This is a genomic window from Leifsonia sp. AK011 (assembly GCF_013410945.1).
GTDB lineage: Bacteria > Actinomycetota > Actinomycetes > Actinomycetales > Microbacteriaceae > Rhodoglobus.
This window is the reverse complement of record NZ_JACCCH010000001.1, coordinates 173,950-186,522: the sequence shown is the minus strand read 5'-3', so window position 1 is coordinate 186,522 and position 12,573 is coordinate 173,950. Positions and strand designations below refer to the sequence as shown.

Genomic DNA, 12,573 nt, shown 5'->3' with positions numbered 1-12,573 from the left:
GCTCCCATGGCCCAGATGTTCGTCAACCTGCCCGTGACCGACCTCGAACGCGCGAAGGCGTTCTACACGGCGCTCGGCTTCACCATCAACCCGCTGTTCAGCGACCACAACGCCGCGTGCGTCGTCGTCGAGGACGGCCACAACTACTTCATGATCCTCGTGCGGGAGTTCTTCCAGACCTTCACCGACCTCCCCATCGGCGACCCGGCCGTCAACCCTTCCGTCGCCACGGCGATCTTCGTCGACAGCCGCGACGAGGTCGACGCCCTCGCTGCCGCGGGTCTCGCGGCGGGCGGTGCCGAGCCGCGCCCCGCGTCCGACTACGGCTTCATGTACCAGCGCCAGCTCACCGACCCCGACGGCAACCTCCTCGAGTTCGGCTGGATGGACCCGACCGCAGCCGTCGAGGGCCCCGGCGCAACGACCGACCAGTCCTGAGGTCGCATGGCCGCGCGCGAGTACGGACAGTACGGCGGAGCCGCACGAGCCCTCGAGCTCGTGGGTGAGCGCTGGGCGCTGCTGATCGTTCGCGACCTCCTGGTGGGCCCGCGCCGCTACGGCGAACTCGCCGCGGGCCTCCCGCGAATCCCGAGCAACATCCTCGCAACGCGCCTCAAGGAGCTGCAGGCGGCCGGCGTGATCCGACGGATGCCACGCTCCAGAGTGATCATCTACGAGCTCACGCCGTACGGCCGCGAACTCGAACCCATCGTGCTCGCGCTCGGCGCCTGGGGATTCAAGGCGCTCGGTGACCCTCGCGACGAGCAGGTCATCACACCGGACTCCATGACGATGGACCTTCGCACGGCCTTCCAGCCGGAGGTCGCGCTGGCGTTGCCGTCGACGTCGTACGCGGCGCGGGTGGGCGAGGCGGAGCTGCTGATCCGGGTGGACGGTTCGGTGCTGGATGTCGAGCGCGGTCGTGGACCGGCAGACCTAGCGTTTGCGGTGGGGCCTGACATCCGCCGCCTCATCACGGGGGAGCTCGCCGCAGACCGCGCCATCGAGACCGGCGTCGTCGACGTGCTGCACGGGAGGGCCGACCTGCTGGGGCGATTCGCGACCACCTTCCACGTGGCCGCGTAGGGATTACCTCTCCTACAGCTGAAGCCGCCGCGACACCACGTCGTCCGCGACCTGGCGCAGCGGCAGGTTGCGGTCGCGCGCGTAGGTCCGCAGGATCGTGAACGCGTTCGGTACCGTCGTCTTCAGGGTCGCCGCGATCACGCCCTTGGCCTGCTCGATGAGAATGCGCGAGTCGAGCGCGTGCTGCAACTGATCGGCCAGCATCTGGGCGGTCCGGATGCTTCGTTCCTGAAGAATCCCGATGGTCGCGACGTCCGCCAGCGCCTGGGCCACCTCGACATCGTCCGGCGCGAGTGCGCCGACGTGGTAGCTGAAGAGGTTCATGGCCCCGATGGTCTGGCCTCGGAGCCGCAGCGGCGTCGAGTGCACGGACCGGAAGCCGATCCGCAGTGCCTCTTCGCTGAACTGTGGCCAACGGGCGCCTTCCGTCTCGAGGTCGCTGACGGTCACGGCCTGACCGTTGCGGAAGCACTCGAGGCAGGGCCCGTCGCCCGCGGCGAGTTGGATCACCTCGACGAGATTGGCGTCCTCGCTCGTCGAGGCGATGAGCTGCAGCTCCCCGGCCGCGTCGACGAGCATGAGACCGCCCGCTTGCGTGTCGAGAATCTCGGTGCACTCCTCGAGGAGCCAATGCAGGAGCGTTACCACATCGAAGTCATCGACGAGGGTGTCCGCGAGCTTGATGAAGGCTGAACTGATCTTGCTCTCACGAGTCCCTAGGGTCATCGTCGTCTTCTTTCCTGGGGTTCCGTCACAGTGCTGTGTCTTCGAAGGTGATAACGCCGGCAACCACGTCGTGGGCCACCGCCTGCACGGTTCGCCCTTGGGCGAAAGCGTAGGCCTGTAGCCGCGAGTATGCGACGGTTGCCGTCGTATTGAGCTGCACGAGGATGATGCCGGTGGCCTGGTGGACCTCGCGGCGAGAGGCCGGACTGCCCGACGCTTCATCCACGGGAGCCTCATCGCCCGCCAGCCTCAGCGCTTCCTGGGCGGCGGCACCAGCGATCGCCGAGGCGATGGCCAGGGCGGTGTCCTCCTGGACCGGCGTCAACTCGCGCGGTCGTGTCGAGTAGAGCGTGACGACCCCGAGGATCACCGCGCCCATCTTGATCGGGATGCTGAACACGGCGCCGACGTCGAGTAGAGCGAGGGCAGCGCCGAACACCGGCCACTCGTCGTGAGCGTCGGATGCCGCATCCGGAATCATCACGGCCGTTCCCGTGCTGGCGGCCGACCACTGTGGCCCCTCGCCGAGCTCGAACTGCAGCTCGTCGAGTCGTGCCGCGACGGAGTCGGTCGAGCAGAGCGTGACCCGCGCACCGGAGGCCGCCATGACGGCGATGGTCGCCCCCGAGATGGGAAGCGCGGACAGGAAGGGTCTGCACAGATCCGCCTGCCCGAAGGGCGACGTTGTCGATGGCGAGTCCATGTCCGACCTTCCGCAGTGTGCACTGCCAGGTCCGGGACAGTGTGTTCACGTTACTCCACTGGACCGGGGGGGCGCCCTCCCATCCTTGACAAAGCCCTCCCATCCTTGACAAAGGTGAGCAGGCGAGCGATGCTGAGTTCCAGTCACTCCGGTCCCAGGTGCCGTCCTTCTTTCAGGATTGAGTGGCCAGTGAGCCTCTTCGCCTCCCGCACAGCCCCGGCAGTCCCGGTCGCAACCTCCGTCCCCCTCGAAGTGATCCGTCTCGATCACTCGAGCTGGCGGATCTCCAACTCCCTCATCGATCCGGCTGATCACGCCCGCATCATGGGCTTCATCGAGCGCCTGGAGCGCGACCGGTTCGAGGTGCTCCTCCTCACTCCGCCCACGGGATGGGCCTACGTCGAGTCGTTCGGCCTGGCGCTCTCCGCCTTCACCAACCGTGAGCACTTCCAGGGCGAGATCGAGGGTCAGCGCGACGCCGACATCGAGCCCCCGGAACCGTCGCTGTTCCACCGGGTCAAGCGACGCAGTCCCGGCCCCGAAGGGTCGCGCCGCAAGCACTGAATGCACGGAAGGGCCCCGCGACCGAAGTCGCGGGGCCCTTCACCGAGTCCGAGTGATTAGTCGAACATGCCCTCGAGACCGATGGAGCCGGTGACACCCTCAAGGATGCCGTCCACGTCGACGAGGTCGGTCACCGAGCCCTCGGTGACGTTGTCGACGATGTCGGAGACGGAGCCGTCAACCACGTCGGAGACCGTGTTGTCGACGACGTCAGAAACGGTACCGTCCACGACATCGGTCACGTCGGCAACGTCCGAGACGTCGGCGACATCGGAAATGCTCGTGTCGTTGCCGCTGCCGATCGCGGTGTCGTTGCCGGAGCCGATGGGCGCGCTCACGTCGTTGCCGTTGCCCACGCCGCCCGCGAGGATGCCTCCGCTCAGGATTCCTCCGCTGATGAGGCCGATGTCTCCCACCTGGGGAGCGACGACGACCGGGATCTCGGTCTGGGTCGCCTGGTTGCGCGTGATCGTCGAGTCGTCGGCCGAAGCGGGGGCCGCGATTCCTACGAAGACCAGTCCGGCTGCTGCGACAGCAGCTGCGGTGGCGCCAAATGCATTCTTCTTCGTGATGTTGTTCATGTCGGAACTCCTTCTCACTCTGCGTTCCGGGTTTTCCCGGTGCACTGGGAGGTCCGGGGCGACTCGCAAACCGGTTTGGTTGCTTGGCCCGCGAAGGGGGTCACGACTCGGAGAAGGGCCTCAGGATCCCCGCCAGTGCTGGGCAGTTTCCGCAAGCTGGCAAAAATCTGAGAGCCCGCAATCCGGCGTCCTAGCATGGGGCTATGGCTGAGAGCGACGTACATCCGGAGAGTTTCACCGCCCAAGGTCTCGGGTGGGTCGACGAGACGACTCGCGCACTCGTGCCGTCGATCCCGATGTCGAGCACCTTCCTGCGCGACCCGGACAACGGTTATAGCTCCGGCCGTATCTACATGCGTGACCAGAATCCCGCGTTCGAGCCCGCGGAGGCGCTCATCACCAAGCTCGAGCACGGCGAGCAGACGCTGCTCTTCGGCAGCGGGATGGCTGCAGCGACGGCGGTGTTCATGGCGTTGCATCCGGGCGATCACGTGCTCGCACCCAAGGTCATGTACTGGAGCCTGCGCAACTGGCTGCTGAACTTCGCGACGTCGTGGGGCCTCGACGTGGAGCTGATCGAGATGACGGATGCCGCGGCTGTGCGATCGGCGATCCGCCCTGGCTCGACGAAGCTCGTGTGGGTGGAAACCCCCGCGAACCCGCTGTGGACCACCACGGACATCGCGGCCACCGCCGAGATCGCCGACGAGGCAGGCGCGCTTCTGGCGGTGGACTCGACGACCGCAACGCCCGTGCTCACGCAGCCGCTCCTGCTGGGGGCCGACCTCGTGATGCACTCGGCGACGAAGTACCTGAACGGGCACTCCGACCTCACCGCTGGCTCCCTGACGACTCGTGCCGACAACGACCACTGGCAGCGGGTGCGGTCAGTGCGTGCGCAGGGAGGCGCGACGCTGGGCTCGGTCGAATCGTGGTTGCTCTCCCGCGGCATGCGCACGCTCTTCCTGCGCGTACGAGCGGCGAGCGACTCGGCGCTCCGCATCGCCGAGCACTTCGACCACGACGACCGGGTGGCCGAGGTGCTCTACCCGGGCCTGCCGGGCTTCCAGGGCCACGAGGTGGCGGCTCGCCAGATGCAGGGCGGGTTCGGCGGGATGCTGTCGATCCGGGTTGCGGCGGGGGAGGCTGCGGCGATCGGCGTTGCCGCCAACACGAAGCTGTGGAAGCGGGCGACATCCCTCGGCGGTGTCGAGAGCCTCATCGAGCACCGCGCGAGCATCGAGGGTGCCGGCACTCCCGTACCACTCGACCTGCTCAGGCTGTCCGTCGGCATCGAGAACCCAGCCGACCTCATCGCGGACCTGGACCAGGCGCTCAACCGTTGACATAGGCGGGACCTTCGGCACTGATCGCCGACGATTCTGTGAGTCATTCTTCTTGTCACGGACCGCGAGGCAGCGAGGAGATTGCGATGGATGAGCAACCGCTGGTCGTTCTGGACAGTGCCGCGTGTTGGCGCCTCTTGGGTGACGCCGAGGTGGGGCGTCTCGCTGTGGCGCCCGCCGGTGACGTCGACATCTTTCCCGTCAACTTCGTCGTCCATGACGGCTGCCTGTACTTCCGGACCGCCCCTGGCAGCAAGCTCTTCGAGCTCTCGGTGAATCCCGCCGTGGCGCTCGAGATCGACGGCTGGGATGACCGTTCGGCCTATAGCGTCGTGGTGAAGGGGACGGCCGAGAGGCTGGAAAGCCAGGCCGAGATCGACTCGGCCGACCGGCTGCCCCTCGCTCCGTGGCTGCCCACTCCCAAGTACCGATGGGTGCGCATCAGACCGGGCCTCATCAGCGGGCGGTCCTTCCTCCGGGGCGTGGAGCCCGAACGGTACTGAGGCGGCGGGCCTAGCCCGACGGGTTCTCGGTGGGCGTGCCATCCGGGTCGGTGCCGGTCTCGGGGTCGACCTCGTCGGGCGTGACGGGGTCGCCGCTCGGAGTCGTGGACGTGCGGTCGCTGATGGTGTTAGTCATGCCTGCCACGCTACGTCGGCACGGCTCAGAGCCCGGGGGGTTGACAGCTTGTGGAGCTGCATCCGGACCTCAGGCGCGCGACCGCTTCTGTCTCGGCCGGGGCTCGGCGATCGAGGTGGATGGCGCGTTCCACACCTTCACGATCGCCCAGGTGACCGCGGCGATCGGTACCGACAGCACGGCCCCGATGATTCCGCCGAGAATGGTGCCTGCAGTGAGGGCGACGAGGATGACGAGCGGGTGCAGGCTCAGCGACTGGGCCATGACCACGGGTTGCAGGAAGTTGCCCTCGAGCTGGTTCACGGCGATCACGATGATGATCACGATGAGGGCGATGACCGGGCCGTTGGCCACGAGAGCCACGAGAGCCGCGAGCACTCCCGCCGCCGTCGCTCCGACGAGCGGGATGAACGCACCGATGAACACGATGACCGCCAGCGGCAGCGCCAGGGGAACGCCGAGAATTGCGAGGCCGACACCGATTCCCACGGAGTCGACGAGAGCGATGATGGCCGTGCCACGCACGTAACCACCGAGGGTGGTGACGGCCGTCTTGCCGATGCGCTCGCCGCGAGCGCGACGCGGGGCGGACAGCGGCTTCAGGAAGAAGGCCCAGATGCGGTCGCCGTCCTTCATGAAGAAGAACAGGATGACGACGGTCAGTACGGCACCGGTGAGGATCTCGCCCGCGACGGTCACGCCGGCGATGGCGCCCGACCCGAACTGGCTGCTCGTGAGGAAGTCCGTGATGGCGAGCCGCGCGTCCTCGATCTGCTTCGCGTCGATCGGTAGCGGGCCGTTCGTCAGGAAGTCCTGCACCTGGTCGATGCCGTCGGAGGTCGACGCCACGAGGGCGTCCCACTGGCCGCGCACCGCGAACACGATGAGCGTGACGATCCCGCCGAAGACGACGATGCCGCTGACGAGAGCTATCCAACTGGCCGCGATCGGGGGCAGGCCCTTCGACCGCATCCACATCAGGAGGGGGGCCGCGGCCGACGCGATGATGATCGCGAGAAGCAGCGGCACGACCACGAGCTTCAGCTGAACGAGCGCGAAGACGACGATCGAGGCGAGCGCGAGGATCAGGATGAACTGGCCGCTGCGCAACGCCAGCTTGCCGATCCTGTCCGTGAGAAGCGTCGCGAGCGGTGTCGCGGGTTCGCCCTCGGGCTTGGGGGTGGAGGCGGAATCGCGCTTGAAAAATGTCACGGTGCTCCTTCGTGGTCGCTCGATTACAGCACAGCCCTCCCGTTCAGGCAGAGGCCTTGACAGCGCGCTCCGCAAGCTTTGCGAACGTCGCAGCCAGCTCCGGCGGACCCTGCACGTCGATCTCGGCCTCGAAGCGGAGCAGGGATGCCGCGAGCGCACCCCACGACCACGCCCCCGCCGTCAGGCGGCACCGGTCACCACCGAGGTCCTCGACCGTTCCGTCTCCCGCGAACGGCAGCACCGAGCGCGCGGGCAGGTCGAGGATGACGGTGCCGATGCACGGCCAGCGGTTGGCGGCATCCGACCCTTTGAACCTGGCCGCCACATACTCGCTGACGTTGCCTCCGGGGATGCCCCGCTCGACGAACCGCCTGCCGGTCGGACTCCGCGGCGTCATGCGGTCGACGCGGAACAGGCGCCACTCGTCGTGCTCGAGGTCCCAGGCAACGAGGTACCAGCGGCCATGGTGCGTCACGAGGTGGTGGGGTTCCACCCGGCGGGGTGGGCGGTCGGTGTCATCCCCGTAGTCGAAACGGAGAACCTCCCGCGCCCGGATCGCGACCGACACGGCGAGTAGCACGTCAGGTGCCACCTGGGACGTCGACTGGGGCATCGCGGTGAACTGCAGCGCGTCGAGGCGGTGCCTCAGGCGTGAGGGCATCACCTGCCGCACGGTCGTGAGCGCCCGCAGTGCTGCCTCCTCGATGCCCGCGCCCGTCGCGCTCGCCGCCTGCAGCGCCACGGCGAGTGCGATCACCTGGTCGTCGTCGAAGAGGAGGGGCGGCAGTTCCTCACCGGCGTCGAGACGGTACCCGCCGTCGGGACCCATTGTGGCTCGAATGCTGTAACCGAGATCCCGAAGCCTGTCGACGTCTCGACGGACTGTTCGCGGAGTGACCTCGAGTCGTTCGGCGAGCAGGGTGCCCGGCCAGTCGCGCCGCATCTGCAGGAGCGACAGCAGGCGCAGCAGACGAGCGGTCGAAGTCACGTCACCAGACTAGTTCGAGTGGAGGACCGAAGCTGTCCTACATGGGTGTGAGAGTGGGTCGATCAACCCACGAAGGAGCACCACATGTTCGCAGTACTCACCGAGATCAACTGGCTTGCCGTCGTCGCTGGCACACTCGTGTTCGCCATCCTCGGCGGCGTCTACTTCACCGCAGTCATCCCGAAGCCCTATGCCCGGGCTCTCGGCAACGAGAACAGGGAGCTCGGCAAGCCGGGCCCGTTGTTCATCGTCGGCCCCCTTGTCGCGAGTCTCGTGATCGTCGTGACGAGCGCCGTTCTCCTGCGCGCGCTGGACGTCCAGGGTCTTGCCGACGGCATCGCGTTCGGCCTGATCGTGGGGGTGGGATACCTCGTTGCCCAGACCTTCACGATCGCCATCAACCCCAACTTCCCGAGGCCGTTCCTCTATACAGCGCTCAATGCGCCCTACTTCGTCGTGTGCACACTCGCGGCGAGCGTGATCCTCACGCTCTGGCGCTAGAGCGACTCCGCGATCGTCTTGATCGCGGCCAGGCGACGGTCCCACTCGGCGCCGATCGCGTCGAGCCGGTGTGCCGTGGCGCTGAGCTCCGAGCCGATGACCCGGTATCGGATCTCGCGTCCCACGCGCACCGGCTCGACGAGTCCCACCTCCTCGAGCACGGCGAGGTGCTTGGCGATGGCCTGGCGCGAGACCGGGAGGAGCCCGGCGAGCGCGGACGCCGAGGCATCCTGCTCGCCGAGCGCCACCAGGATGCTCCAGCGGGTCTCGTCGCCGAGTGCCGCGAACACGGGGACCATCGTGCCCGTCGTCACGCGGCATCCTCCAGCAACGTCACCAGCTTGTCGAGCTCGCTGACCCACCCCTTGGCGTGTTCCGCGAGGTTGACGGCGGGGCTGGAGGTGTTCTCGAAGCCGCTCTCGACGACGGTGAGTCGCGTACCGAGGGGAGTCGGTTCGAGCGTGAAGGTGAAGACCGTGGAGGAGGCATCGTCGAGGCGGTCGGGTGCCGACCCGAGCGCGTCGTCGTTGTTCCAGCGGTAGGTGACGGAGTGAGGCTCGTCGATCGCCTCCACTCGCAACGGGATCGTGGCGTATCCGGGGAAGCTCATGGTCCCCGTGGCTCCAGGGCCCACGCCGTCGAGCACCGTGGTGCCGAACCACTGCGAGATGTGTGCGGGATCGGTGACGGCCTGCCACACCTTCGTTTGCGGGGCAGCGATGTCGATCGAGCGGCTGACGGTGAAGGCATCCTCGTCGACGACGGAGCCGGGGTTGGTGGTCATGGACATAACTATCGTTCCTCTCGTGGGCTTATTGCAACTTAATAGTTGCAGTTAGTCTCGGGTTCTGCAACCCCTGAGTTGCAGAAGAGTGGAGGCGCTGCCGTTTATAGTCGGAAGCTCACGTCGGGAGGCGAACATGAGTGAGGTCGGCGTCCGTCGATGGCCGTCGATGGCGATCCTCGGAGCGAGCGGAATCCTCCTCGTGCTCGCGGGTGCCGTCGACCTCGCGCTTCGCGCCGATCGCCCTCTGGGCTTCGACCTGGCCTGGTACGAACTTCTCGATACCCACCGGGTCCCGGCACTCGAGTCGCTCGCCATCGCGCTCAACTACATCGGCGGAACCCTGTCGATGACGATCATCACCATCGCGGTCGTCGCCCTCCTGCTCGTGCTCCGTCGGTTCCGGGATGCCGCGACCGTGGGTCTCTCGGTGGGCCTGGCCACGGCAATCTCCACGCTCATCAAGCTCAGCCTCAATCGTCCGCGCCCCGCTGGCGGGGTGACGGACGTCGAAACCAGCTCGTTCCCCTCCGGTCATGCGACGGCGGCCGCGGCCCTCACCGTGGCCCTCGCCCTGATCTTCATGCGCGTCTGGATCTGGGCGCTCGCCGCCCTCTGGGTTGTCGCCATGGCCCTCAGCCGCACCTACCTTCTCGTGCACTGGGCGAGCGACGTGCTCGCGGGGGCGGTGCTCGGGGCGTCAGTCGCCGTGCTCGTGTACACGATCGTGCACGTGTTCATAGGCCGCAGGACGACGGTCGCCTGAGCTCACTCTGCGATCCCCGGCGTCAGCCTGAACGGGTGCTGACAGTGGGAACTTTCTTGGGACCCCGGCTGTTGCACAGAACGAGGGCCGCAGCCAGCGGCTCACCAAGGAGCCAGACCCCATGACATCCACCTATCGCAAGCGCCCTGAGGCGCTCTCGCAGCTCACACGCCAGCAGTACGCGGTCACCCAGGAGGACGCCACAGAGCCTCCCTTCCGCAACGAGTTCTGGAACAACCACGACGACGGCATCTACGTCGACGTCGTCTCGGGTGAGCCCCTCTTCTCCTCCACGGACAAGTTCGACAGCGGGTCCGGCTGGCCGAGCTTCACGCGCCCGATCGACCCGACGAACATCGTCCGCAACGAGGACCGCACGTTCGGGATGCTGCGCACCGAGGTCCGCTCGTCGGGTGGCGACAGCCACCTCGGCCACCTGTTCGACGATGGCCCCCGCGACCAGGGCGGCCTTCGTTATTGCATCAACTCGGCTGCCCTCCGGTTCATCCCTGTGGACCAGCTCGAGTCCGAGGGCTACGGTGACTTCCGCAGCCTGTTCACCACCACGAAGGAGGCCTAATCATGGCAACCGAAACCGCGATTCTTGCCAACGGATGTTTCTGGGGAGCCCAGCAGCTGCTGCGCCGCCGCCCCGGAGTGATCTCCACCCGCGTCGGCTACTCCGGTGGTGACACCCCCAACGCGACGTACCGCAACCACGGCGACCACGCCGAGGCCGTCGAGATCGTCTTCGACCCCTCGGTGATCTCCTACCGCGACCTGCTGGAGTTCTTCTTCCAGATCCACGACCCGTCGACGAAGGACCGCCAGGGCAACGACATCGGTCGCAGCTACCGTTCCGCGATCTTCTACGAGAACGACGAGCAGAAGCGCGTCGCTCTCGACACGATCGCCGACGTTGACGCCTCGGGCCTCTGGCCCGGCAAGGTCGTCACCGAGGTCGAGCCGGCCGGCGACTTCTGGGAGGCCGAGGAGGAGCACCAGGACTACCTCGAGAAGTACCCGAATGGATACACGTGCCACTACGTGCGTCCGAACTGGAAGCTGCCGCACCGCGAGACGGTTTCCTAACCAGTCACGGGTGGTGGGGTTTCGAGACCTGCAACTGTGGGTTGAGCGCGCTGGAGCTGGGAGCGAAGGCCATTTCTGGCCTTCGCCGCGACGCCAGCGCTGACGGCCGTCCCGGCCGTCAGGTTCCGCGGCGTAGCGGCCGCTATCGAAACCTCACCACCGAGCTCACTGGAGCACCCGCACCACCACAAGCGGGGAGTCGCCCGGCACCGTGACGCGCGGCCAGCGCGTGCGGTAGACGGATGCCGCGGCATCCCACTCCGCACTGGGTGGAGTCACGACAACCCCCGTGCCTGGCCTCCACTCTCCGTCGCTCAGTACCTCCACGGGCGACGGCTCAAGCAGGTTGCGCCACCACGTCTTGCGCTCCGCTCCCGCCGGGAACACCACGAGGAGCCCGTCGCCCTGGGCGACCTGCACGGGGAGTTCGATCGTGCGCCCGGAGCGGCGCCCGACGACGCGGAGTCCACCGAGCCCACCGCCGAGGATTCCGTGTGCTCGTGAGTGCAGGATCCCCAGAAGGGCCGCGCCCACGGCGGAGCGCCCCATGAGCCACGGCGAGAGCACCCCGCTCACCAGTCCGAGGACGGCTCCGGCAACGGCCCCGGTGAGTGCACCCAGCACGATCACGATCGGCGTCGGCCACGTGGTATCCGGAGCCGTCGCACCGAGGAAGATCACGGCCATCGCCGGCGCCCACGCGAGCGTCGAGATACCCACCCAGCGAGCGGGGTGCCGCACGGTGCGGGCCAGCACGAAGGCCTGGCCCGCACCGAGAGCCGCTCCCATCACGGCCCCGAGCAGCAGCGCGCCCGCCATGACGACCCACAGCGGCGGTTCTGCGCCGGTCGAACCGGGGAGCTGGGACGGCAGGGATGCCGCCGCCCACCCGATCCCCGCCATCACCACGGTCACGGCGATCCACCGGCCGCGCCGCAGCCCTGGTAGCCAGCGCACGAGGGCGTAGGCCTGCAGCACGCCCAGCGCCACGCCCTCGACCAGGCCGCCCGCCACCACGATGAGCAGCCCGAGCAGCGGATCCTGGAGAGCGTCGGCGAGACGGGCAGCACTCGCCGAGGCTGTCATCCCGATGGTCTCGGCCACCGCGCACGCGGCGATCCACGTGCCGATGTGCCAGCGACCCTGCGGAGCGGTGAGCGCGACCATCAGCGGGTGAAAAGTCGACCGATCACGCTGGTCGGCTCGATGTGGAGGAAGACCGACTTCTCGCCCGGCGCCCACGCCCAGAGGGGCGCGGTCGTGAGGAGTCTCAGCGATTCCTCGTCGGCCACCCGTGTCGCCACGCCGCGCACGACGACGCTCCACGCGGTCTGCTCGTCGGTGTGGTCCACCTCGAACGCGACGTTCGGGTTCGAGTCGATGTCGTCCACCTTCGTTCCCGGTTCGGTACGCAGGAGGATCCCGTCGCCGTCCGTCGCGAGGAAGTTGAGCGGGAAGATGTCGGGATGCCCGTCGACGCTCACCGCGAGGCGTCCGAAGCTCTGGCTGCGGAGCCTGCTCCAGGCGTCGTTGTCGTCGAGTGTGATGGTTGTGGGTGTTGGCATGCATCAAGCCAACGGGATGG

19 protein-coding genes are annotated in these 12,573 nt (G+C 67.5%); 9 read left to right on the top strand and 10 right to left on the bottom strand.

Annotation, left to right across the window (positions count from 1 at the left end):
* Window positions 1-6: 6 nt before the first annotated feature.
* The gene (locus HDC94_RS00895; protein ID WP_179494019.1) at window positions 7-438 is read left to right on the top strand and encodes a VOC family protein; all 432 of its coding nucleotides are present in this window, start codon (window positions 7-9) and stop codon (window positions 436-438) included.
* Between the two features lie 6 nt (window positions 439-444).
* On the top strand, window positions 445-1,086 hold the full coding sequence (locus tag HDC94_RS00890; protein WP_179494017.1) for a helix-turn-helix domain-containing protein: 642 nt from the start codon (window positions 445-447) through the stop codon (window positions 1,084-1,086).
* Window positions 1,087-1,098: 12 nt separating this feature from the next.
* Here HDC94_RS00890 and HDC94_RS00885 read toward each other — a convergent pair whose 3' ends face one another.
* Both HDC94_RS00885 and HDC94_RS00880 read right to left on the bottom strand, forming a co-directional pair.
* Window positions 1,099-1,812: a GAF and ANTAR domain-containing protein gene (locus HDC94_RS00885; RefSeq protein ID WP_179494015.1), complete on the bottom strand. Its 714-nt coding sequence runs from the start codon at window positions 1,810-1,812 to the stop codon at window positions 1,099-1,101.
* Between the two features lie 25 nt (window positions 1,813-1,837).
* Complete coding sequence (locus HDC94_RS00880) at window positions 1,838-2,515, bottom strand: GAF and ANTAR domain-containing protein (protein WP_179494013.1); 678 nt, start codon at window positions 2,513-2,515, stop codon at window positions 1,838-1,840.
* A 189-nt stretch (window positions 2,516-2,704) separates the two neighbouring features.
* Between HDC94_RS00880 and HDC94_RS00875 the strand changes: the two genes are divergently transcribed.
* A complete protein-coding gene (locus HDC94_RS00875; RefSeq protein ID WP_179494011.1) occupies window positions 2,705-3,079 on the top strand; it encodes a hypothetical protein in 375 nt (124 codons plus the stop codon).
* A 56-nt stretch (window positions 3,080-3,135) separates the two neighbouring features.
* On the opposite strand, the gene HDC94_RS00870 is transcribed toward HDC94_RS00875, so the two are convergent.
* Window positions 3,136-3,660 carry a hypothetical protein gene (locus tag HDC94_RS00870; RefSeq protein ID WP_179494009.1) on the bottom strand — a complete coding sequence of 175 codons (525 nt, stop codon included), beginning with the start codon at window positions 3,658-3,660 and terminating at the stop codon, window positions 3,136-3,138.
* Window positions 3,661-3,863: 203 nt separating this feature from the next.
* Between HDC94_RS00870 and HDC94_RS00865 the strand changes: the two genes are divergently transcribed.
* Complete coding sequence (locus HDC94_RS00865) at window positions 3,864-5,006, top strand: PLP-dependent aspartate aminotransferase family protein (protein ID WP_179494006.1); 1,143 nt, start codon at window positions 3,864-3,866, stop codon at window positions 5,004-5,006.
* A gap of 86 nt (window positions 5,007-5,092) precedes the next feature.
* Entirely contained in the window at window positions 5,093-5,509 is a 417-nt protein-coding gene (locus tag HDC94_RS00860; RefSeq protein WP_179494005.1) for a pyridoxamine 5'-phosphate oxidase family protein, read from the top strand.
* Window positions 5,510-5,519: 10 nt separating this feature from the next.
* Here the strand turns inward: HDC94_RS00860 and HDC94_RS14470 are convergent, their stop codons facing one another.
* The 3 genes from HDC94_RS14470 to HDC94_RS00850 all read right to left on the bottom strand — a co-directional run bounded on the left by HDC94_RS14470 (window position 5,520) and on the right by HDC94_RS00850 (window position 7,845).
* Complete coding sequence (locus HDC94_RS14470) at window positions 5,520-5,645, bottom strand: hypothetical protein (RefSeq protein WP_257021607.1); 126 nt, start codon at window positions 5,643-5,645, stop codon at window positions 5,520-5,522.
* 69 nt (window positions 5,646-5,714) lie between these two features.
* The gene (locus tag HDC94_RS00855; protein ID WP_179494003.1) at window positions 5,715-6,857 is read right to left on the bottom strand and encodes an AI-2E family transporter; all 1,143 of its coding nucleotides are present in this window, start codon (window positions 6,855-6,857) and stop codon (window positions 5,715-5,717) included.
* A gap of 43 nt (window positions 6,858-6,900) precedes the next feature.
* On the bottom strand, window positions 6,901-7,845 hold the full coding sequence (locus tag HDC94_RS00850) for a YafY family protein (RefSeq protein WP_179494001.1): 945 nt from the start codon (window positions 7,843-7,845) through the stop codon (window positions 6,901-6,903).
* Window positions 7,846-7,929: 84 nt separating this feature from the next.
* Here HDC94_RS00850 and HDC94_RS00845 point away from each other — a divergent pair, with 84 nt between their 5' ends.
* Entirely contained in the window at window positions 7,930-8,346 is a 417-nt protein-coding gene (locus tag HDC94_RS00845; RefSeq protein ID WP_179493999.1) for a DUF1761 domain-containing protein, read from the top strand.
* On the opposite strand, the gene HDC94_RS00840 is transcribed toward HDC94_RS00845, so the two are convergent.
* On the bottom strand, window positions 8,343-8,660 hold the full coding sequence (locus tag HDC94_RS00840; RefSeq protein ID WP_308495590.1) for a metalloregulator ArsR/SmtB family transcription factor: 318 nt from the start codon (window positions 8,658-8,660) through the stop codon (window positions 8,343-8,345). The genes HDC94_RS00845 and HDC94_RS00840 overlap by 4 nt on opposite strands.
* Window positions 8,657-9,130: an SRPBCC domain-containing protein gene (locus HDC94_RS00835; protein ID WP_257021606.1), complete on the bottom strand. Its 474-nt coding sequence runs from the start codon at window positions 9,128-9,130 to the stop codon at window positions 8,657-8,659. The genes HDC94_RS00840 and HDC94_RS00835 overlap by 4 nt, the downstream gene beginning before the upstream one ends.
* A gap of 136 nt (window positions 9,131-9,266) precedes the next feature.
* On the opposite strand from HDC94_RS00835, the gene HDC94_RS00830 reads away from it, so the two are divergent.
* The 3 genes from HDC94_RS00830 (at window position 9,267) to msrA (ending at window position 10,988) form a co-directional block, all read left to right on the top strand.
* Window positions 9,267-9,896, top strand: coding sequence for a phosphatase PAP2 family protein (locus HDC94_RS00830; RefSeq protein WP_179493995.1), 630 nt, complete (start codon window positions 9,267-9,269; stop codon window positions 9,894-9,896).
* A gap of 121 nt (window positions 9,897-10,017) precedes the next feature.
* Window positions 10,018-10,476 carry a peptide-methionine (R)-S-oxide reductase MsrB gene (msrB, locus tag HDC94_RS00825; protein WP_179493993.1) on the top strand — a complete coding sequence of 153 codons (459 nt, stop codon included), beginning with the start codon at window positions 10,018-10,020 and terminating at the stop codon, window positions 10,474-10,476.
* A gap of 2 nt (window positions 10,477-10,478) precedes the next feature.
* Window positions 10,479-10,988: a peptide-methionine (S)-S-oxide reductase MsrA gene (gene msrA / locus HDC94_RS00820; protein WP_218870402.1), complete on the top strand. Its 510-nt coding sequence runs from the start codon at window positions 10,479-10,481 to the stop codon at window positions 10,986-10,988.
* Window positions 10,989-11,153: 165 nt separating this feature from the next.
* On the opposite strand, the gene HDC94_RS00815 is transcribed toward msrA, so the two are convergent.
* Window positions 11,154-12,155, bottom strand: a complete 1,002-nt coding sequence (locus HDC94_RS00815; protein ID WP_179493991.1) for a hypothetical protein — start codon at window positions 12,153-12,155, stop codon at window positions 11,154-11,156.
* A complete protein-coding gene (locus HDC94_RS00810; protein WP_179493989.1) occupies window positions 12,155-12,553 on the bottom strand; it encodes a pyridoxamine 5'-phosphate oxidase family protein in 399 nt (132 codons plus the stop codon). The genes HDC94_RS00815 and HDC94_RS00810 overlap by 1 nt, the downstream gene beginning before the upstream one ends.
* Window positions 12,554-12,573 lie beyond the last annotated feature (20 nt).

Excerpts from the sequence above, each read along its gene's own strand:
- HDC94_RS00895 (WP_179494019.1), top strand. The coding sequence starts at position 7 with ATGGCCCAGATGTTCGTCAACCTGCCCGTGACCGACCTCGAACGCGCG.
- HDC94_RS00890 (WP_179494017.1), top strand. The coding sequence starts at position 445 with ATGGCCGCGCGCGAGTACGGACAGTACGGCGGAGCCGCACGAGCCCTC.
- HDC94_RS00885 (WP_179494015.1), bottom strand. The coding sequence starts at position 1,812 with ATGACCCTAGGGACTCGTGAGAGCAAGATCAGTTCAGCCTTCATCAAG.
- HDC94_RS00880 (WP_179494013.1), bottom strand. The coding sequence starts at position 2,515 with ATGGACTCGCCATCGACAACGTCGCCCTTCGGGCAGGCGGATCTGTGC.
- HDC94_RS00870 (WP_179494009.1), bottom strand. The coding sequence starts at position 3,660 with ATGAACAACATCACGAAGAAGAATGCATTTGGCGCCACCGCAGCTGCT.
- HDC94_RS00865 (WP_179494006.1), top strand. The coding sequence starts at position 3,864 with ATGGCTGAGAGCGACGTACATCCGGAGAGTTTCACCGCCCAAGGTCTC.
- HDC94_RS00860 (WP_179494005.1), top strand. The coding sequence starts at position 5,093 with ATGGATGAGCAACCGCTGGTCGTTCTGGACAGTGCCGCGTGTTGGCGC.
- HDC94_RS14470 (WP_257021607.1), bottom strand. The coding sequence starts at position 5,645 with ATGACTAACACCATCAGCGACCGCACGTCCACGACTCCGAGCGGCGAC.
- HDC94_RS00845 (WP_179493999.1), top strand. The coding sequence starts at position 7,930 with ATGTTCGCAGTACTCACCGAGATCAACTGGCTTGCCGTCGTCGCTGGC.
- HDC94_RS00835 (WP_257021606.1), bottom strand. The coding sequence starts at position 9,130 with ATGACCACCAACCCCGGCTCCGTCGTCGACGAGGATGCCTTCACCGTC.
- HDC94_RS00830 (WP_179493995.1), top strand. The coding sequence starts at position 9,267 with ATGAGTGAGGTCGGCGTCCGTCGATGGCCGTCGATGGCGATCCTCGGA.
- msrB (WP_179493993.1), top strand. The coding sequence starts at position 10,018 with ATGACATCCACCTATCGCAAGCGCCCTGAGGCGCTCTCGCAGCTCACA.
- msrA (WP_218870402.1), top strand. The coding sequence starts at position 10,479 with ATGGCAACCGAAACCGCGATTCTTGCCAACGGATGTTTCTGGGGAGCC.
- HDC94_RS00815 (WP_179493991.1), bottom strand. The coding sequence starts at position 12,155 with ATGGTCGCGCTCACCGCTCCGCAGGGTCGCTGGCACATCGGCACGTGG.
- HDC94_RS00810 (WP_179493989.1), bottom strand. The coding sequence starts at position 12,553 with ATGCCAACACCCACAACCATCACACTCGACGACAACGACGCCTGGAGC.